The organism is Pantoea sp. USMM079 (assembly GCF_037153115.1).
Classification (GTDB): domain Bacteria; phylum Pseudomonadota; class Gammaproteobacteria; order Enterobacterales; family Enterobacteriaceae; genus Pantoea; species Pantoea communis.
This window is the reverse complement of sequence record NZ_JBBCKX010000030.1, coordinates 1-18,554: the sequence shown is the minus strand read 5'-3', so window position 1 is coordinate 18,554 and position 18,554 is coordinate 1. Positions and strand designations below refer to the sequence as shown.

The following is an 18,554-nucleotide window of genomic DNA, read 5'->3' as shown; positions in this document are numbered from 1 at the left end:
CATAACGCTGGGCAACAAACGAAAGCGCATAAGCTAGCACGAAATCTTATTAGCCATCCAGACATCTGGGCGTAACGGCGTCTAAAACTAGAGAGGGAGTGTGGAGTGGTAGAATGCTGGGGTAATAAGCAGGATTTATAGTGAAATATGCTGCATGTTACCGTCGGTCTCAAAATGGGTTCCGGCAAATATTGCGACCTTATTAGCAAGAGAATCCTTAACCTCAGGATTGCAGGCATAAAAAAACCAGGCCTTAGCCTGGTTCCTTACAGCATCGCAAAGACTTACGCCTTCTCTGGCACCACGTTCAGCAGCGCAGTCAGCAGTTTCCAGTACAGACCGACGCTCTCAATGTGCACCTGCTCATCCGGTGAGTGTGGACCGGTAATGGTTGGCCCAATCGACACCATATCCATGTTCGGATACGGCTTCTTGAACAGACCACACTCCAGACCCGCGTGAATCACCTGAATGTTTGGCGTTTTGCCAAACAGGGCTTCATAGGTTTTACGCGTCAGCGCCATCACCGGTGAATCAGCATCAGGCTGCCAGCCAGGATAACCGCCTTTTGGTGCGGTTTTCGCGCCAGCCAACTGGCCCAGTGAAGTCAGGGTTTCCACCACCCAATCTTTGCCGGTGTCGATCAGTGAACGAATCAGGCAGATGATTTCGGCATTGTCCTGATCCATGGTCACCACGCCGACGTTCAGCGAGGTTTCCACCACGCCTTTGGCCACGTCAGAGTTGCGAATCACACCGTTCGGGGTGCTGTTCAGCAGGTTGATGAAGCGATCGCGGCTGTCGGTGGTCAGCGCCTGGCCCTGATGTGCCAGCGGCTCGGTGGTTAACGCAATGTTCTTCTCTTTAATGCCCAGCTCGTTCAGCAGCGTGGCCTGGAAATGAGCCGCAGCCGATTTGAGTGCATCCACTTTATGGCTGTCGATTGCCAGTGTGGCAAAAGCTTCGCGCGGAATCGCATTACGCAGCGTGCCGCCAGTAAACTCAATCAGACGCACATCCAGTTCCTGCGCGTAGACCGCAAAGAAACGCGCCAGCAGCTTGTTGGCGTTGCCCAGACCATGATGAATATCGGCACCGGAGTGGCCGCCTTTCAGGCCTTTCAGCGTTAGCTTCAGGGTTTCAAAGCCCGCAGGTACGGCTTCACGGTTTAATGGCAGGGTGGTGATGAAATCAATACCGCCCGCACAACCCATGTAGATCTCACCCTCTTCTTCAGAGTCGGTGTTGATCAGGATATCGGCCTGCAGCCAGTTTGGCTGGAGACCAAAAGCGCCATCCATGCCCGATTCTTCGGTCATGGTCAGCAGCACTTCCAGTGGGCCGTGGGTCAGGCTGTTATCAGCCAGCACCGCCAGCGCAGAAGCCATGCCAATACCGTTGTCGGCGCCCAGCGTGGTGCCACGTGCTTTAACCCACTCGCCATCAACGTAAGGTTGAATCGGGTCTTTAGTGAAGTCGTGCACCGTATCGTTGTTCTTCTGCGGCACCATATCGAGGTGGGCCTGCAGCGCGACAGGGGTACGTTTTTCCATGCCCGCAGTGGCCGGTTTACGAATCAGGATATTGCCGACCTGATCGCGCTCAACCCAAAAGCCTTGCTCTTTGGCCCAGCTGACCACGTGTTCGGCCAGCGCTTCTTCATGGTAAGAAGGGTGCGGAATGGAGCAGATTTTAGCGAAAATATCCCACAGCGGTTGGGGGGAAAGTTGCGACAATTCAGACACAATGCATCTCCTGTGTCAGCGCGGCGGACATACCGCTCGCACGCCGGGTTCCAGTGAAAGATCGCCGTCAGCACATCTGACGTGATGTGGCTGAGAATATCACTGTTTTTCACCGGGTGCGTACTCAGGCGCGCTAAAATCCTGCATCCAATGCGACAGATGCTGGTTTTTAACGCGTCAGATCCTTATAATCTCGCGCAACCTTTTCCCCCTTGCCTATTTTTAAACCAACATTGTTGGTCGGGATTTCTTTTATGAGCGAAAAATACGTCGTCACCTGGGACATGTTGCAGATCCATGCCCGTAAACTGGCCCAGCGCCTGCTTCCTGTGGAACAGTGGAAAGGTATCATTGCGGTAAGCCGCGGTGGTCTGGTTCCGGCATCGCTGCTGGCGCGTGAACTGGGTATTCGCTATGTCGATACCGTCTGCATCTCCAGCTATGACCACGATCATCAGCGCGAAATGAAAGTGCTGAAGCGTGCGGAGGGCGACGGTGAAGGTTTCATCGTGATTGATGACCTGGTGGATACCGGCGGCACCGCGCAGGCGATTCGCGATATGTATCCAAAAGCGCGTTTCTGCACCATCTTCGCTAAGCCCGCTGGCCGTGCGCTGGTGGACGACTACATTGTCGATATTCCGCAGAACACCTGGATCGAACAGCCGTGGGACATGGGCGTGGTTTACATCCCGCCAATCGTCAAAAGCTGATTGATGCAACGCAAACAACGCCCGGTTATGCCGGGCGTTGTGCATTCTACGCCTCGCACCCAACATGCGGGTGCAGTACACTCTTAGGCATCTATGCGACTATCGCGGGAGAACGTCTAAGATGTCGGATAAAAACCTCAGCGAAGAGCTTTTTAAGCCCCGCTTTAAACACCCGGAAACCTCCTCTCTGGTGCATCGTCAGCACCATCATCCGGTTCAGGTGCACAACACCCTCGAAGGGGATACCCAACCTTGCTGGTATCGCATGCTCAACAAGCTGCTGTGGACGTGGCGCGGTTTGTCTCCGCAGGAGATCAGCGAAGTGCTGGCGCGCATCGCTATCAGTGAGTATGAGCACACTGATGACACCCAACTCGACACGGTGATTGGCTATCGCGGGGGTAACTGGAACTATGAGTGGTCGAAGCAGGCCGCCTTGTGGCAACAGCGCGCGATGGAGAATGAAGATCACGAGGAAGCCGGGCATCAGTGGATGCGCGCATCTAATCTCTACAGTATTGCCGCCTATCCCTATATCAAAGGCGATGATCTGGCCGATCAGGCACAGGTGCTGGCAAACCGGGCATACGAAGAGGCCACGCAGCGTCTGCCTGGTGAGCTGAAAGCGCTGACCTTCCAGATCAGCGGTGGCAGCCCGGTCACCGGTTTCCTGCATATGCCTGCTGAGGCCAAAGCCCCATACCCAACGGTGCTGCTGTGCGGTGGCCTGGATTCGCTGCAGAGCGATCATTATCGCCTGTTCCACGATTATCTGGCGCCGCGTGGCATCGCCATGTTGACGCTGGATATGCCCTCGGTGGGCTTCAGCAGCAAATGGAAGCTGAACCAGGACACCAGTCAGCTTCACCAGCAGGTGCTGCGTGAACTGAGCAATGTGCCGTGGGTTGATCACACGCGCGTTGCACTGTTTGGTTATCGTTTTGGCGCCAATGTCGCCACCCGACTGGCCTATCTGGAAGTCCCGCGTCTGCGTGCGGTCGCGACACTGGGCGCGATGGTGCACAACGTATTTGTCGATGAGCAACGCCAGCAACAACTGCCGGACATGTACATGGATATGCTGGCCAGTCGCCTGGGGATGCCGTCCGCGTCTGACAGCAACCTGCGCATTGAGCTCAATCGCTATTCACTGAAGGTGCAGGGTCTGTTGGGGCGTCGCACGCCGACGCCGATGCTGGCGGCATACTGGCCGGGCGATTTGTTCAGCCCAGAAGAAGAGGCTCAATTGATTGCCAACTCTTCCGCACAGGGCAAAGTATTGGCAATACCCGCCACGCCGGTGTTCTCCAGTTTTGAGAAAGCGTTAAATCAAATCTGTGACTGGTTAGCAAAACAATTGGGTGTATGACTGGCAAAAATTCGACGCTCTGCTACTACTTATATCCGGGATATTTTGCGTTGCGCGCGTGATTCGCGTAACGAGAAACAATTTTACGGTTATTTGAGGGAGAATTAGCATGACGTTACCGAGTGGTCATCCCCGTAGTCGCCTGCTGAAGCGCTTCACCGAATTGGGGCCGTACATCCGTGAAGGAAAATGTGAAGAACAGCGTTTCTTCTTTGATTGCCTGGCGGCGTGTGTCAACGTTAAACCCGCACCCGAACTCCGTGAGTTTTGGGGCTGGTGGATGACGCTGGAAGCGCATGAAGACCATTTCACCTATGAATACCACTTTGGGTTGTTTGATAAAGACGGTGACTGGGGTGTGGCGACGATCAAAGGCAAAGAGAACAACGAGAAAGTGGAGAGTACGCTGCGTAATTTCCATGAGCGTCTGAAAGCGGTGTTGAAGGATCTTAAGTTGGATCTCAAACCTGCATCGGGTTTTAAAGAAGAGCCGGTGAAGCTCAGCGCTTAAGCACGCCATCGTCGGGCTCGGCTTTAAGCCAGCTAAACAGACAAAAAGAAGAAAGAGCCGGTGATGAGCCGGCTCTTTTTTTATAGACACATTGAGGGTAAAGCTAACGACTTAGAACTGGTAAGTCAGACCAACAGCAACCACGTCGTCGGTATTCAGGCCGAGTGGATTGTTGTCATCCAGCTGGTTGATTTTGTAGTCAACCATGGCAGACATGTTTTTGTTGAAGTAGTAAGTCATTGCTACGTCAACATATTTAACGATATCAGCATCGCCGATACCTTCGATGTCTTTACCTTTGCTCTGTACATAGCCCAGGGATGGACGCAGGCCGAAGTCGAACTGGTACTGTGCAACCACTTCGAAGTTCTGTGCTTTGTTCGCCACACCACCCGTGATTGGGGTCATGTTACGGTTTTCAGAGTAGGTGGTCGCCAGGTAGATGCTGTTAGCATCGTATTTGATACCTGCAGCCCATGCTTCTGCTTTGTCGCCGCTGCCCAGACGACCAGTAGAGGACTGAGTATTGGTACGATCCGCAGAAGACAATGCACCCATCAGGCTGATGCCGGTATCAGCAATGGTGTAACCCAGTGACGCACCGTAACCGTCGCCATTCTGCTTAGAAGCATCTGAACGGCTGTTAGCGCTGGTCGCGTCGTTTTTGCCCTGATATTGCAGCGCGAAGCGCAGGCCATCAACCAGACCAAAGAAGTTATTATTGCGGTAGGTTGCCACGCCAGAGGTACGGCCCAGCAGGTAAGTATCGGTGTAATCGCTGTCACCGCCGAATTCTGGCAGAACGTCAGTCCAGCCCATTACGTCGTATACAACACCGTAGTTACGGCCATAGTCGATAGAACCATATTGACCAAACTTGATACCGGCAAAGCCCAGACGGGTTTTGTTACCACTGTTAGCATCGCTGCCTTCAGTGCGGTTACCCTGGAATTGATATTCCCACTGACCGTAACCGGTCATCAGGTCGTTGATCTGAGTCTGACCTTTGAAGCCCAAACGGATGTAAGTTTTGTCGCCATCGTTACCGGCGTTGTCACTGAAATAGTGCATGCCTTTAACGCGACCGTACAGATCCAGTTTGTTGCCGTCTTTGTTATAAACTTCTGCGGCTTGGGCGGTGGAAGCCAGTGCCAGCGCTGATACGACTAATGCCAGTGTGCTCTTCTTCATTTGCTATCAATCCCAATGAGTAAAATTTGTTGTACCCTTGAAAGGGTTTGTAAAACAGGGGACTTTTTACCGACTGGTGATGAAAGTTTTATGACAGTTTTTCTGATTTCTTGTTAATCGCGAACTTTTGGTCTACGGCATTGTCAGGGGATTTTTGTGCTTTTCCCCTTGCTGTTATTGGCTTCCTCGCTCACTCCTGATAAAACGTCCCTTCGCAGAATTTTTTTCTTATATGGCAGGAAAAACATGAGTGGCAGTCAGACCCTTGTGGTCAAATTGGGTACCAGCGTCCTCACCGGCGGTTCGCGTCGGCTGAATCGTGCGCACATGGTGGAGCTGGTTCGTCAGTGTGCACAACTGCACGCGGCGGGTCATCGTATCGTTATCGTCACATCAGGCGCGATTGCCGCTGGACGCGAACACCTGGGTTACCCCGAACTGCCGCCCACCATCGCCTCAAAGCAGCTGCTGGCTGCAGTGGGGCAGAGCCGTTTGATTCAGCTGTGGGAGCAGCTGTTCTCAATTTACGGGATTCATATCGGTCAGATGCTGCTGACGCGTGCGGATATGGAAGATCGTGAACGCTTCCTCTACGCACGTGACATGCTGCGTGCGCTGCTCGATAACCACATCGTGCCGGTGATTAACGAGAACGATGCTGTTGCTACCGCTGAAATCAAAGTGGGCGATAACGACAACCTGTCTGCGCTGGCGGCGATGCTCGGCGGCGCGGATAAACTGCTGCTGCTGACCGATCAACAGGGCCTGTTCACCGCCGATCCTCGCACCAATCCGGAAGCGGAACTGATCAGCGATGTGCACCAGATTGATGATGCGTTGCGCACGCTGGCCGGAGGCAGTGTTTCCGGCCTCGGCACGGGTGGCATGGCGACCAAACTGCAGGCGGCCGATGTGGCCTGCCGCGCCGGTATCGATGTGATCATTGCGGCGGGCAGCCGCCCGGATGTGATCAGCGACGTGCTGTATGGCAAACCGGTGGGCACCCGTTTCCACGCACAGCAATCACCGCTGGAGAACCGCAAGCGCTGGATCTTCGGCGCACCGCCGGCTGGCGAAATTGTCATTGATGACGGTGCACTGGCTGCGGTATTAGAGCGCGGCAGCTCACTGCTGCCGAAAGGCGTGCGTGAAGTGCAGGGCAACTTCTCTCGTGGCGAAGTGATCCGCATTCGTAACCTGCAAGGGCGTGATATCGCCCACGGCGTGACGCGCTACAACAGCGACGCTATGCGCATGATTGCCGGTCATCACAGTCAGGAAATCAGCGACATCCTCGGTTACGAATATGGCCCGGTTGCGGTGCATCGTGACGACATGATCGTCAGTTAAGGAGCAGATGATGTTAGAAGAAATGGGAAAAGCGGCGCGTGCAGCGTCGTACAAGCTGGCAGAACTCTCCACTGAACAAAAAAATCAGGTGCTGCTGACGATTGCCGATCGCCTGGAAGCGGAAAGTGCCGACATTCTGGCGGCTAACGAGCAGGATTTGGCCGATGCGCGGCAAAATGGCATGAGCGCGGCATTGCTGGATCGCCTGACGCTCAATCCACAGCGTCTGAAAGGTATCGCTGACGATGTGCGTCAGGTGTGCCGTTTGGCCGATCCGGTCGGACAGTTGATCGATGGCGGCGTGCTGGACAGCGGTTTACGTATTGAACGTCGTCGCGTGCCATTGGGCGTGATTGGCGTGATTTATGAAGCACGCCCTAACGTCACCGTGGATGTGGCTTCTCTGTGCCTGAAAACCGGCAATGCGGCGATTTTGCGCGGCGGTAAAGAGACCTATCGCACTAATGCGGCTACCGTTCGCGTAATCCAAAACGCGCTGAGCGAGCATGGCCTGCCAAAAGGTGCGGTGCAGGCGATTGAAAACCCGGATCGCGAGTTGGTTAACCAACTGCTGAAACTTGATCGCTACGTCGATATGTTGATTCCACGCGGCGGTGCAGGGTTGCACAAGCTGTGTCGTGAAAACTCGACGATCCCGGTGATCACCGGCGGTATCGGTGTGTGTCATCTCTATCTTGATGAAACCATGGAAATCGAACCCGCGCTGGAGGTGATTGTTAATGCGAAAAAACAGCGTCCAAGCGCCTGCAATTCACTGGAAACCTTGCTGATTCACCGCGATCAGGCTGAACGCTTTATTCCTGCATTTTTGCAGCGCATGGCGCAGGAAAACATCCCGCTGCACGGCGATGAAAATGTCCTGTCGCTGCTGCAAAACGGCCCGGCCAGCGTGGTAGCGGTGAAAACCGAACAGTATGACGATGAGTGGTTATCCAACGACCTTAACGTCAAGCTGGTGGCGGATCTCGACGATGCGGTTGCGCACATTCGCGAACACGGTACGCAGCATTCGGATGGCATCCTGACGCGCAGCATTGGCAACGCCAACCGCTTTGTGAATCAGGTCGATTCCTCCGCCGTTTATGTCAATGCCAGTACGCGTTTCACCGATGGCGGGCAGTTCGGTCTGGGTGCGGAAGTCGCGGTCAGTACGCAGAAGCTGCATGCGCGTGGCCCGATGGGGCTGGAAGCGCTGACGACCTACAAGTGGATTGGCTGGGGCGACGATACGCTGCGCGGCTAATTTTCACTTCTGCAACACAATGGGCACCGTAAGGGTGCCCATTTTTTTTGCTTCCGATCCAATTATTTCCAGAGCTTTTTGATTTATTTCTGTCATCTATGGCGCCGACGCGCTTTTTCGCGCATTTTTTGTTTTAGGTGCTGGTATCAGCGTCACAGAACAATCCTGAAAACCCCTGTCAGAACAAGCTGTAGGGCATTCATTGCTGGTTTCCACCCCGTCGAAGAGGATAATGATCATCCAGCTTCATTGATAAAAGCTGTTGGGTAGTAAACTGACGGTAATATAAAATGAACTGGTAGCAAAAAAGAAAATAACATTCAGTCTTTAACTGATGGCAGATTATTAACTGATGGTTAAAAAAGAGAGTAACAGACAAGCTTTTACTGCCAGGCTGATTGCCGCGTGTGATAGCGCGGGAATTGTCGGACATGGACGAAACAAACAGGTTGCACAGGCGCTGCAGAAAAGGGGATGCAGGATCTCAACACCGGGGGTCTGGAAATGGTTTAACGCTCAATCGATTCCGGATGACAGTAATCTACTGGCGCTCAGCCAGTTGCTGGACGTGCGCGTAGAGTGGCTGCAGTTTGGCATGGAGCAACCCGATGCCACGGTGAGCCAGCATGCACTTATTGACCCGCAACATCGATTCCGCGTCGAGAGTCTGGATATTGGGCAGCGAAGCGCTCAGGGCATTGCTGCGCGTGATGAACTGGTCGAAACCATTCAGGCTATCGAGTATGGGCTGGATGAGGCACGCGTGCTGTTCAGCGGCCGTCCGGCAGAGAGCATCCGCCTCATCGCGCTAAACAATGATTCGATGGCCGGCACCTTTGCGCCACGTGATCAGCTGTTCGTGGACATCAGCGTGCATCGCTTTGACGGAGACGGGATTTACCTGTTTACGCTGGATGATCAACTTTATCTCAAACGTCTGCAGCTGCAACACAGAAAGGTCGCGGTCATCTCCGACAACAAGCGCTATGAGACCTGGTACTTAACGCTGGATGAGGCGGCCTCATTGCAGGTCGTGGCGCGCGTCATCATGAGCCAGGCGCGTGATTACCAGATTTTAGGTTGATCACAAAACGCGCTGAGCAGGTAAAAAAATATTCCGGCTGAAATCATAAATTTAACCGATGGTAAATAAAAAATTAACTGTTGGTGTTTGCCAATGCATTAGAACCTGTTAATAATTTGACCATGGAAGGACGACATCACTGCTCCCGGATGAGCCCGCTCTTAAACAATTGAGGCGCTGCACAAGCGCGATACCCACCACCCAAAGTCAGTGAATTTTGGGATGGGGTGGATGCGCATTATGCAGCGTCGTCAGCTCTCTTCTGACTTCACTCTCCTCTGCTTATCCCTGGCCGCGAACGCAGCCGGGCGGGTCGATGTCGAGTGTTTGCAGTGGAATCACGGACGCCTCGGCTTCAGCCGACACGCCGCGCCTGCCACCCCATCGCCAAAGACTCATTCACAGGAGGAGTTATGGCGATTATCCAGTATGGCAAGTCAGTCTTCACCGGGAACGCGCGCACCCGCCGTCACCGACGCCGCCAGTCACTTAGCCGCCTGAAGCGCAGTATCGACTGCGCCTTAGGCCTTGAGCCCGATAACCCAAGCCTGCGTAGCGCAGAACGCATCTGCCAGCGCCAGACGCAATCGCGAGTCGACTGTGCGGTAATGGCCCCCACACCACGTCAGGCCGAAAGCGCCAGCTTCGACAACTGCTGTCTGCCCCACGTCCATTTGTACGCCGTGCGCTAAATCCTTGTCATATTTCCCAGCTTTAAGCGGAACGTTTCGTTATTGCTCACTGTTTAGCCTCGCTTGAGCGTAGCGCGGATTACGCGTGGTCTCAGAAGGGCGGATAGATCAGTGAGATTTATGTTTTGGAGTCTTTGCGCAGTCATTTTTGCATCGTTGCGCCCGTCAAAGAGGAATCGCTATGAGCCAGATTATTGCCATTTTGAATTTTGAAGAGGGCTACCGCGAGGCGCCCTACCTTGATACGCAAGGGTTTCCTACCGTGGCCGGCGGTATCCGCATCGGGCCTAAAGGAGCCTCACTCAGCAACTACATCTTCCAGGTACCGCGACGAGTTGGGGATGTGTGGAAGCAGTGCATTGTGGAAAACAAAGTGCTGGAGATGAACCAGCGTGCTCTGGTGCAGCAAGCGCTAAGCAAGTGCAGTGAGGCGCGCTGTGATGTGCTGATCAGCATGGCATATCAATTGGGCGTTGATGGGTTATCCCTGTTTCGCGGCATGCTGAGCGCCATCACCCAGGGGGACTTTAATGGCGCCGCCAATGCCATGCTCGACAGCTTGTGGGCACGGCAAACGCCCGGGCGCGCACGGCGTCACGCTGAAGTCATGCGCAGCGGCAGCTACGACATTTATCGGGGGCTGTTATGAACATGAGATGGATGGTGTTTGTCATCGCGGTGCTGGCAGCAGTGATTGTGCTGTTGTTGCTCCAGCGTTTTACCACGCTGGAGTTTGTGAAGCATGCGCGACTGTTGTTCAAAACCTGGTCAGTATGGCTGGCTTCATTGGGTTCGATGCTCAGCGCCTGGGCGCAATCCTTCCCCTCATCCGCGCTGGATGCCTGGAATGCATTGCCTCAGGACATCAAAGACATTCTTCCCCACAACTACCTCGGTTTGATTGGTGCCTTCATGGTGGCGATGGGGGTTCTGGCGCAGTTTGTCCGACAGAAAAACCTGATTGAACAGCGCAAGACGCTGGAGGAGAAACCATGACGCTTATTACTTCACTACTTGGCGGCAGCTGGCACTGGCTGGCTGCGCTGGCGGGCATTGTTGCGGCACTGGTGGCCAGCTACTTCGGTGGCAGAAAGATTGGCAAGGTGCAGCAACAAGCCAAATCAGAGGTGGACTCCGCGAACAAAGCGGCCGTGCAGGCTGTCGCGGTTAACCAGCAGCAACAACAGTTGCGCGAGGAGGCTAAACGTGTGGAAGCCAGCAATCTTAATCTTGATGACGCTGCTGCTCGCGACAAGCTGCAGCACTCGAAATACAACCAGCCCTGAATCCCCCGTCGTTATCGACTCTGCTTGCACGCTTTTCTCCCCGATTTACACCCACGGTAATGATGCCGAGCGTATGGATGTTCGCACCGTGCGCGCCATCAACAACCACAACGATCTCTGGGATCAGCACTGCGGCCGATTGGCGCAGTAACGCCGTTCCCACACTTGCATTGCAAACCTGAAAAGGCCGAGGAGGCTATGATGATCGAAGTTAATTCATTCGCAGAACTGCGCACCACCACGCCGACTAAAAATGGCGATCTGGCGTTTTTGCGCCGCTACAACGCGGACTCCACCTTCCATGGAGGCGGTGACTTCACCGGTTTTATTGGCACCACTACTGCGACAGACGATGGCGGTACCTTAGCCATCGGTAATGGCTTTTACTGGAAACGCGTGATTAACGATCCTTCTGACGTGAACGTCTATCACTTTGGTGCCAAAGGAGACGGTTATGCCAATGACACGGACGCGGTTAATCGCATGCTAACCTGGACGCAGAATTACAGCGGTAATATTAAGGACCTGCCGATTCGTTTTCCCGGCGGGAAGTTTCTGATCAGTCCAATTGATATCAGCGGCACCGATAACGCCTTCTTCGGTCTGCAGGGTGATGATGTTGAGCTGGGTTCGCTGCCGCGTACCACGATTATCTCGGATAAGAGTGCCAACCCGGTATTCAAGGTGAAGGCGCGCCGCACCTCAATTCGCGGCATTGCCTGGAATGGTCAGGCCTCGGCCGATATCACCACCAACAAAGGCACCATCACTGCCGATATGTGCAGCAATGTTCAGCCGTTCTTCGAAAATACCTGTATCGAAGGCACCACGGTAAACATCTACTGTTTCCGCGCACAGAATAACGGCGGCACGGTGATTAAAGTGCTGGATACGCTGGACACCAAATTTGACCAGATTTATACCCTCTACACCTATGCGCGCGTCTTCGATGTGGGCTGGTCAAATTCACCAAATGGGGTATGGGATCACTCTACCGCGATTGAGATTTGTAACTGTAACTTCCAGACGGGTTATGGTGACGCCACGTTGTATATGCCGCGCTGTACACAGGGGATTTTGCGCAATGTGTGGATCGAGCACACGCGCAATCCAGGAGACTTGTCGGATGGTGGCTGGACCATTGACACGCTCAATATTGAGGATTGCGGCAATCCTTTCAATCTCAATAATGCGCGCGTGGTGATGCGTCAAATCAACCTGCAATCTGGCGCGAAAGTGTCGAACGATCTGGTGGCCGGCAGATGGCTCTCCACCTTCGAATATGGTTATCGCCGCGACGAGAGTTACGGTAGTTTCCTGACCGGATCGCTACGTGCCGGCTATTATAGCGGCTACAAGATCACCAATAACACGTCAACTGACAACTGGTATCGCCTGGGGCAGCTGTTCTTCCCGAATGCGAACCAGCAGTGGGTGATGGAGTTTATTGGTAAAGCCGATGCCACCCAGCCCACCGGCACCGCCGGCACCCCGGTTAACGTGGCAAGTAGCGGCAAAACCTGGATCAATTTGCAACGGCTGGAAACGGTGTGGGCGGATGCCTTTCATATGGGGCAGCCCGCCATCCTGGATATGCGTTACGGCCGTGTCGGTACCACTTATGCCGTGGTGTGGGTGAAGCTGAAAGCGAACAGTGGCGACACCATGCTGAACCTGAAAACCACCGGCCCAACGCGTTTCGATTCAGGCTCATGCTCGCTGTTCCAGTCTGATCTGTCGGTTGTTACCGATACCACCAACATGGGCACACTGAAGCCTGCCGCACGCTTTGGCATGCACAATGGGCTGGCGGGGATTGGGGCTAATGAGAAGGGCGTGCTGACAGTAGCCACTGCCGCCGGCACGCCAACCAATAAAACCGCGCCAACCGGCTTTGTGCTGGTCAATATCAACGGTGTCGATCGTAAACTTCCCTATTACGACTGAGACCCATCTATCTGGCGAGGCTGCGGCCTCGCTTTTTTTTTGACCAAAATACACGCAGAGCGTCTCAGGTGCGTTGTGTCTTTAACAATGGTTCCTGGCACGCCAGCCGCATAGGATCGCGATATTCTCAGATGGAATGTGTTAATTCTCTTTTTATTTACGTTAATGCGTACAAAAAAACGTTAATCTGGAAATGGTGTAGTTTTTAGTACGACACCAGGCAATAAAACGGTTCGATATATCAGGTCCGTTCTTATCTCCAGATTCATTACAGTTTAATTTGCCCGGATAATTAGCAGGTTAACTTACAGAACAAGGTGTTAGCGAAAAATGGTCTTGTAAGTCCATTTCGATCTTATTATTCCTAACAGTATTTGACTGCCGCCTTAATCAGTTTTCTGAAAACCGATTCATCCGCGCTAATCTTTCCCCTTCTGCGATATCCTATTTCCAGCTAAGTAAATTCCGTATTGGCCTCCAGGCCATTGACCTCATCGCGTTGTCTGGTGAGAATGCGATTAAAAGTTTGAATCAGATCGCAAAATTAGGGCCCTGAGCCCATTGCAACACGGCTGCGAGAGCCATGTTGAATTAACGCCACTTGCCATTATCGAACGGCGAAAGACGCATCGAGATAATAAAAAGGCAGGGCATACAGCAAAATCGTTAATGTCGTAACGTTCGTTGAGAAGGCCGTCTTTAGATGTACCTTTTCAATCCCGGTCGGCATTTCTTGTGGTGCAAAAAAATTCAGTAGGCTGCACCCGTTTTAATCATATTGAATGGCATATTGATAATTGGCGTTTCTTATTGATGTCACGGTGATTGCACTAAGCGTCATCATGTCTTTAACACGATATTTAATGTAACTGCATGATATTTAACTGAGCTCGTCTGAGTACAGTGTGGTTTCTTTACGCCAAAAATAGCCCGTAACAGGTTGTCAGTACACTGGTAGCTGTAAGCCAGGGGCGGTAGCCTGCGCTTTTAGTTAAATGAATGAATAATAAAATTGCACGATTTGATTAGCGATAATCTTATTTAAGCCACCGTTTCATGAGAGTTAAAAGGCCGGCGATTTCTGCCTGAGGAAACTCCTAAATAAATCAAATTTAATGTTAAGCCGGACGAAAGGGACGTGAAGTTCGGCTTAGCCATGATTCTTACTGAGGTTGATCTGTGAAAGATAAATTAAAAAATTCGATGTGGATGGTTGCTGAAAAACTCATCGCAGTGTTTGGTCTGATTTTTGTGACGTCTTATGTCGCGAAATATGTTGGACCGACCACCTTCGGCATTATCTCACTCTCCATGCTGGTGTTTCAGTTTATTCAGTCGATCGCCGTGATGGGCAGCGATGTGATTTTGCTGAAGCGTATTTCGCAAAATCGTCATTCAGGTATTCGCCTGATGATGGCGACTTTTCTGCTGGTGATGCTGATTTACTGCGGTTTAGCGCTCAGCGGCATGGTGATCATGGGAGAGGCGTGGAGCCGTGAAGCGCTGGTATTTATCTGCGCAGCGGCGATTGCCTGTCTGTTCTCGTCGATTGATCTGGTCAATATCTACAACGAGGCCATGCTCAACGCTCGACTCAATGTGATCGCCAACGTGATCGGCCTCGCCATCAGTCTGTCAGTGCGCTTCATTATTTCGTATCTGCAACTGGACCCTCAGTTTCTGGCGATCCCCATTGTGCTGGCTACGTTGCTGCCGTTCAGCATCAAGCTGGCGATTTTCTGGCGCTATCATCGCCAGGGGCCGATTCCGGCGCTGCGCCACATCAAAAAGTATTCGCGCTACATGGTGGCTTCCGGTATTTCGCTGGTGTTCTCGGTGATCGCTATCGCGATTTATACCCGCGTCAACCAACTCAGCGTTTCGTATTTCATGGGCGTAAAGGAGGCGGGGATATTTGCTGTTGCCATGACGCTGGCAACCTCATGGGTGTTTTTACCTAATGCCTTGTTGGCCTCATTTTTTCCGGCGTTCTTTGCCGAGCGTGATGATGAGCAGTCAATTGTCAAAGCGCAAAAACTGCATCTGCTGGTCGTGGGGGTGTCCGCCATTGTGATCATGGCGATATGGCAACTCGCAGGCTGGTTTATCCGTGACTTTTACGGCGAGGCGTATCTCGATGCCATCGCGCCGACGCTGCTGCTCAGTGTGGGCGCGATGTGTGGTGTGCTCAGCAGCCTCATGGACCGTTTTATTATTAAGTACAACGGTTATCGCTTTTTAGTGAAAAAGACCTTTGCGGTATTAATTATCTGCCTGGCATCGTCCATTTTATTGGTGCCGCTTTTGGGTTTAACCGGCGCTGCCCTCAGCGTGGTATTAACCGAATTCCTCTCTTTCTCGCTGCTTAATTATTTCTTCACTGCGCAACCGGTGATGCGTATTCATCAGATTTTTATCAACCCCAGGAAACTATGGCAGTTATTTGTCAATTACAAAACCTCAGACAGTAAAGAGAGTTTATCATGAATGAAAAACCACTTTTCAGTATTATTATTCCCGTCTATAACTCACAAAAAACCATCAAGCGGACATTGCTGAGTGTGCTTAATCAGACGTTCAGCGATTATGAAATTGTGGTGGTCAATGATGGTAGCACTGATTCAACCCTAAACGTACTGGAGGAGTTTTCACGTTATTCTCAGGTCACGGTAATAAACCAAAGGAACGCCGGTGTCAGCGCGGCTCGCAATAGCGGATTGCAACAGGCCAGTGGGGAATATGTTCTTTTCCTCGATGCAGATGATTGGGTGGATGATGATTTTCTAATGATCTTCAAACTGAATCTGGATGCATGGCCAACGGAGTCGGTAGATTTGATGGTAGGAAACCTCAACGACGGCCGTGTGGGCAAGGTCTCTCAGGCTGGCTTCTTCAGCAACGAGGATATTCCTTATGTGCTCGGTGAGCTGGAGATGAGCGACAACATTGGTTATTTGCATAATAAGTGTTATCGCCGTCAGATACTGAGTGAGCTGAACCTGCGATTTATTGAGGGGATCTCAATGAGTGAGGATCTTTTATTTAACCTCAAATTCTTCAGCTGTATTAGCAATTTTCTGGTCACTCAGGGAACGGCTTACCATTATGAAGATGTTGCCGGTTCATTATCCAAGCAAAAGGTGCATTACAGCGAGCTCAAAGTCAGAAAACAGTTTCTGACCACGCTGTATGATTCTATCGTTGAGAAATATCAGGGAAGTAATCTCGATTACCTGCTAAAGGGCATTTCAAAACGCGTGCTGGCGTTAGATATGCAAATTGTCACGGCGATGTATCATTCGTCGTTTTCACCTGCAGATATCGCGCAGGAAATTAATGAAATAAAGCGGGGGAAATACTCGAAAGGGATTTTCATTCTGCTGAATAAAAATGAAAAACTGAAGTACATGATTATGAATTTGAATACTATCACAGCGTACTATTTCCTCTATGCACTCTACAGAATGCGCGCATTCTGATTTGAAATTCCCCCGGGATTATTCTCTGTCATTGTCTGCTGCGGATATTCCTCAGAATACCGAGTGGAACGATGGCTTCGCCAGAGAGCAGTTGCCGGGGGAGTTTCACCTTTCTCTACTGCAGTCCCTGTGGCAACGGTTCGCCGTTGCCACATTTTCTCTGCCAGCACGGCCCGCTTTTCACTCCTCGCTGTCTCGCGCATGATTCTCCGGCCAATACCCTGGGCGGTCTGCCTTTCGCGCCCGACAAATCCTTGCACTCCAGCATGCTCTCAGGTCAAATAGCGCCCCATGCAAACGTTTGCGTGCGCGAATCATGCATTTTTGTTGATTTAATAACCGATTCGCGCATTTATGACGGCTTTGTGATGCATGTCTTGCGTTCAGGCAACCTTAAGTCGTCAAAAACGCGTAGCATGTGCCCCGTCGCACCAATGGCATGTTTAGCCGCCGTGATTTCGGCTGCATTGTTTAAAAAGCTTTAAATTCTGGAGAGACAGATGGACAACTCACAAACCGTTGCGCAGGGCACGGTTGAGGCCCGTTCAACAGGCTGGCGTAAGAGTGATACCGTGTGGATGCTGGGCCTCTACGGTACAGCGATAGGCGCAGGCGTTTTGTTCCTGCCTATCAATGCAGGTGCAGGTGGTCTTATCCCCCTGATTATTATGACCATCCTCGCGTTCCCCATGACCTACTATGCACACCGAGCTCTGACGCGCTTTGTGCTGTCGGGTAAAAACCCCGGTGAAGATATTACTGAAGTGGTGGAAGAGCATTTCGGTGTGGGCGCAGGCAAGATCATCACCTTGCTCTATTTCTTCGCTATTTTCCCGATCCTGCTGATGTACAGCGTGGCGATCACCAACACCGTCGACAGCTTTATCGTGCATCAACTCGGGATGGTCTCGCCGCCGCGCGTGGTGCTGTCATTGGTACTGATCATCGGCATGATGACGGTGGTACGCTTTGGCGAGCAGATGATCGTCAAGGCAATGAGCGTGCTGGTGTTCCCGTTTGTCGCGGTGCTGATGCTACTGGCCGCCTATCTGGTGCCACACTGGCACGGCGCTGCACTGGAAACGCTGTCGTTCAGCCAAAGCGCTGGCGATAGCAGCATCTGGATGACGCTGTGGCTGGCAATTCCGGTGATGGTGTTCTCCTTTAACCACTCGCCGATTATCTCGTCGTTCGCGGTGGCGAAGCGCAACGAGTATGGCGCAGCAGCGGAAAAGAAATGCTCACGCATTCTCGCTAGCGCACACTTGATGATGGTGGTGACGGTGATGTTCTTTGTGTTCAGCTGTGTGCTGAGCCTATCACCGGCGGATTTGCAGGCGGCGAAAGAGCAGAACATCACCATTCTCTCCTATCTGGCAAACCACTTTAATGTGCCGATGATTGCCTGGATGGGACCGATTGTGGCGATGGTGGCGATCACCAAATCATTCCTCGGCCACTATCTGGGTGCGCGTGAAGGCTTCAATGGAATTGTGGTGAAATCGCTGCGCAGCCGGGGAAAAAACGTGTCGCCTCAGCGTCTGAACCGCGTCACAACCGGCTTTATGCTGCTGACGACCTGGCTGGTTGCCACCTGGAACCCGAGCATTCTTGGGATGATTGAAACCCTGGGCGGGCCGATCATTGCGATGATTCTGTTCCTGATGCCGATGTACGCGATTCAGAAAGTCCCGGCGATGCGTCAGTACAGTGGCAAAATCAGCAATGTGTTTGTGGTGATTGTTGGCCTGTTAGCGATTTCGTCGATTGCGTATTCGCTGATGCATTGATGCAAAAGGGCGGCGCGACTCCTGAAGTGAACCCCTTAACCTGGACAGTTATAACATCGCCTGTTGGTACTGAGTTCGGTATTGTACCGGACTCAGTCCACCTAACCCCGTCTTGATCCGTTCGTAGTTGTAA

Annotated in this window: 17 protein-coding genes; 14 read left to right on the top strand and 3 right to left on the bottom strand. The window is 52.3% G+C overall.

The features are described from left to right. Positions 1-284: 284 nt before the first annotated feature. Positions 285-1,745: a beta-Ala-His dipeptidase gene (gene pepD, locus WFP70_RS24095; RefSeq protein ID WP_045813724.1), complete on the bottom strand. Its 1,461-nt coding sequence runs from the start codon at positions 1,743-1,745 to the stop codon at positions 285-287. Between the two features lie 254 nt (positions 1,746-1,999). Between pepD and gpt the strand changes: the two genes are divergently transcribed. From gpt to crl, 3 genes are all read left to right on the top strand, one after another. Continuing rightward, positions 2,000-2,458 (top strand): xanthine phosphoribosyltransferase, encoded by a 459-nt coding sequence (gene gpt / locus WFP70_RS24090; RefSeq protein ID WP_007887137.1) that lies wholly within the window; start codon positions 2,000-2,002, stop codon positions 2,456-2,458. Between the two features lie 121 nt (positions 2,459-2,579). Further along, positions 2,580-3,827, top strand: coding sequence for an esterase FrsA (gene frsA / locus WFP70_RS24085; protein WP_337024638.1), 1,248 nt, complete (start codon positions 2,580-2,582; stop codon positions 3,825-3,827). Between the two features lie 109 nt (positions 3,828-3,936). Beyond that, positions 3,937-4,338, top strand: coding sequence for a sigma factor-binding protein Crl (crl, locus tag WFP70_RS24080; protein ID WP_034825334.1), 402 nt, complete (start codon positions 3,937-3,939; stop codon positions 4,336-4,338). Positions 4,339-4,449: 111 nt separating this feature from the next. Here crl and ompC read toward each other — a convergent pair whose 3' ends face one another. Next, positions 4,450-5,529 carry a porin OmpC gene (gene ompC / locus WFP70_RS24075; RefSeq protein ID WP_337024637.1) on the bottom strand — a complete coding sequence of 360 codons (1,080 nt, stop codon included), beginning with the start codon at positions 5,527-5,529 and terminating at the stop codon, positions 4,450-4,452. 246 nt (positions 5,530-5,775) lie between these two features. Between ompC and proB the strand changes: the two genes are divergently transcribed. The 11 genes from proB to WFP70_RS24020 all read left to right on the top strand — a co-directional run bounded on the left by proB (position 5,776) and on the right by WFP70_RS24020 (position 18,421). After that, positions 5,776-6,879 carry a glutamate 5-kinase gene (gene proB / locus WFP70_RS24070; protein WP_034825331.1) on the top strand — a complete coding sequence of 368 codons (1,104 nt, stop codon included), beginning with the start codon at positions 5,776-5,778 and terminating at the stop codon, positions 6,877-6,879. A gap of 10 nt (positions 6,880-6,889) precedes the next feature. Next, on the top strand, positions 6,890-8,143 hold the full coding sequence (proA, locus tag WFP70_RS24065) for a glutamate-5-semialdehyde dehydrogenase (protein ID WP_166933654.1): 1,254 nt from the start codon (positions 6,890-6,892) through the stop codon (positions 8,141-8,143). A 352-nt stretch (positions 8,144-8,495) separates the two neighbouring features. Then, a complete protein-coding gene (locus WFP70_RS24060) occupies positions 8,496-9,227 on the top strand; it encodes a S24 family peptidase (RefSeq protein ID WP_097117545.1) in 732 nt (243 codons plus the stop codon). A 413-nt stretch (positions 9,228-9,640) separates the two neighbouring features. Continuing rightward, the gene (locus WFP70_RS24055) at positions 9,641-9,919 is read left to right on the top strand and encodes a transcriptional antitermination N peptide (protein WP_034825325.1); all 279 of its coding nucleotides are present in this window, start codon (positions 9,641-9,643) and stop codon (positions 9,917-9,919) included. 181 nt (positions 9,920-10,100) lie between these two features. After that, positions 10,101-10,568 (top strand): glycoside hydrolase family protein, encoded by a 468-nt coding sequence (locus WFP70_RS24050; protein WP_034825324.1) that lies wholly within the window; start codon positions 10,101-10,103, stop codon positions 10,566-10,568. Between the two features lie 2 nt (positions 10,569-10,570). Next, the gene (locus WFP70_RS24045) at positions 10,571-10,915 is read left to right on the top strand and encodes a DUF7940 domain-containing protein (RefSeq protein ID WP_176505737.1); all 345 of its coding nucleotides are present in this window, start codon (positions 10,571-10,573) and stop codon (positions 10,913-10,915) included. Continuing rightward, the gene (locus WFP70_RS24040; protein ID WP_097117544.1) at positions 10,912-11,205 is read left to right on the top strand and encodes a hypothetical protein; all 294 of its coding nucleotides are present in this window, start codon (positions 10,912-10,914) and stop codon (positions 11,203-11,205) included. The genes WFP70_RS24045 and WFP70_RS24040 overlap by 4 nt, the downstream gene beginning before the upstream one ends. A gap of 201 nt (positions 11,206-11,406) precedes the next feature. Further along, complete coding sequence (locus WFP70_RS24035; RefSeq protein ID WP_160868004.1) at positions 11,407-13,152, top strand: amylovoran biosynthesis protein AmsF; 1,746 nt, start codon at positions 11,407-11,409, stop codon at positions 13,150-13,152. A gap of 1,179 nt (positions 13,153-14,331) precedes the next feature. Next, on the top strand, positions 14,332-15,639 hold the full coding sequence (locus WFP70_RS24030; protein WP_337024636.1) for an oligosaccharide flippase family protein: 1,308 nt from the start codon (positions 14,332-14,334) through the stop codon (positions 15,637-15,639). Next, complete coding sequence (locus WFP70_RS24025) at positions 15,636-16,631, top strand: glycosyltransferase family 2 protein (RefSeq protein ID WP_097117542.1); 996 nt, start codon at positions 15,636-15,638, stop codon at positions 16,629-16,631. The genes WFP70_RS24030 and WFP70_RS24025 overlap by 4 nt, the downstream gene beginning before the upstream one ends. A gap of 500 nt (positions 16,632-17,131) precedes the next feature. Continuing rightward, positions 17,132-18,421 carry an HAAAP family serine/threonine permease gene (locus WFP70_RS24020; protein WP_160867968.1) on the top strand — a complete coding sequence of 430 codons (1,290 nt, stop codon included), beginning with the start codon at positions 17,132-17,134 and terminating at the stop codon, positions 18,419-18,421. Positions 18,422-18,469: 48 nt separating this feature from the next. On the opposite strand, the gene WFP70_RS26850 is transcribed toward WFP70_RS24020, so the two are convergent. After that, the coding region (locus WFP70_RS26850) for an IS3 family transposase (protein ID WP_442956338.1) at positions 18,470-18,554 on the bottom strand (85 nt) is incomplete at its 5' end.

Bases quoted from the DNA above. Each gene is read 5' to 3' on its own strand.
- WFP70_RS24020 (WP_160867968.1), top strand. From the start codon at position 17,132: ATGGACAACTCACAAACCGTTGCGCAGGGCACGGTTGAGGCCCGTTCA.
- proA (WP_166933654.1), top strand. From the start codon at position 6,890: ATGTTAGAAGAAATGGGAAAAGCGGCGCGTGCAGCGTCGTACAAGCTG.
- WFP70_RS24055 (WP_034825325.1), top strand. From the start codon at position 9,641: ATGGCGATTATCCAGTATGGCAAGTCAGTCTTCACCGGGAACGCGCGC.
- WFP70_RS24050 (WP_034825324.1), top strand. From the start codon at position 10,101: ATGAGCCAGATTATTGCCATTTTGAATTTTGAAGAGGGCTACCGCGAG.
- crl (WP_034825334.1), top strand. From the start codon at position 3,937: ATGACGTTACCGAGTGGTCATCCCCGTAGTCGCCTGCTGAAGCGCTTC.
- ompC (WP_337024637.1), bottom strand. From the start codon at position 5,529: ATGAAGAAGAGCACACTGGCATTAGTCGTATCAGCGCTGGCACTGGCT.
- WFP70_RS24035 (WP_160868004.1), top strand. From the start codon at position 11,407: ATGATCGAAGTTAATTCATTCGCAGAACTGCGCACCACCACGCCGACT.
- WFP70_RS24025 (WP_097117542.1), top strand. From the start codon at position 15,636: ATGAATGAAAAACCACTTTTCAGTATTATTATTCCCGTCTATAACTCA.
- proB (WP_034825331.1), top strand. From the start codon at position 5,776: ATGAGTGGCAGTCAGACCCTTGTGGTCAAATTGGGTACCAGCGTCCTC.
- WFP70_RS24045 (WP_176505737.1), top strand. From the start codon at position 10,571: ATGAGATGGATGGTGTTTGTCATCGCGGTGCTGGCAGCAGTGATTGTG.
- frsA (WP_337024638.1), top strand. From the start codon at position 2,580: ATGTCGGATAAAAACCTCAGCGAAGAGCTTTTTAAGCCCCGCTTTAAA.
- gpt (WP_007887137.1), top strand. From the start codon at position 2,000: ATGAGCGAAAAATACGTCGTCACCTGGGACATGTTGCAGATCCATGCC.
- WFP70_RS24040 (WP_097117544.1), top strand. From the start codon at position 10,912: ATGACGCTTATTACTTCACTACTTGGCGGCAGCTGGCACTGGCTGGCT.
- WFP70_RS24060 (WP_097117545.1), top strand. From the start codon at position 8,496: ATGGTTAAAAAAGAGAGTAACAGACAAGCTTTTACTGCCAGGCTGATT.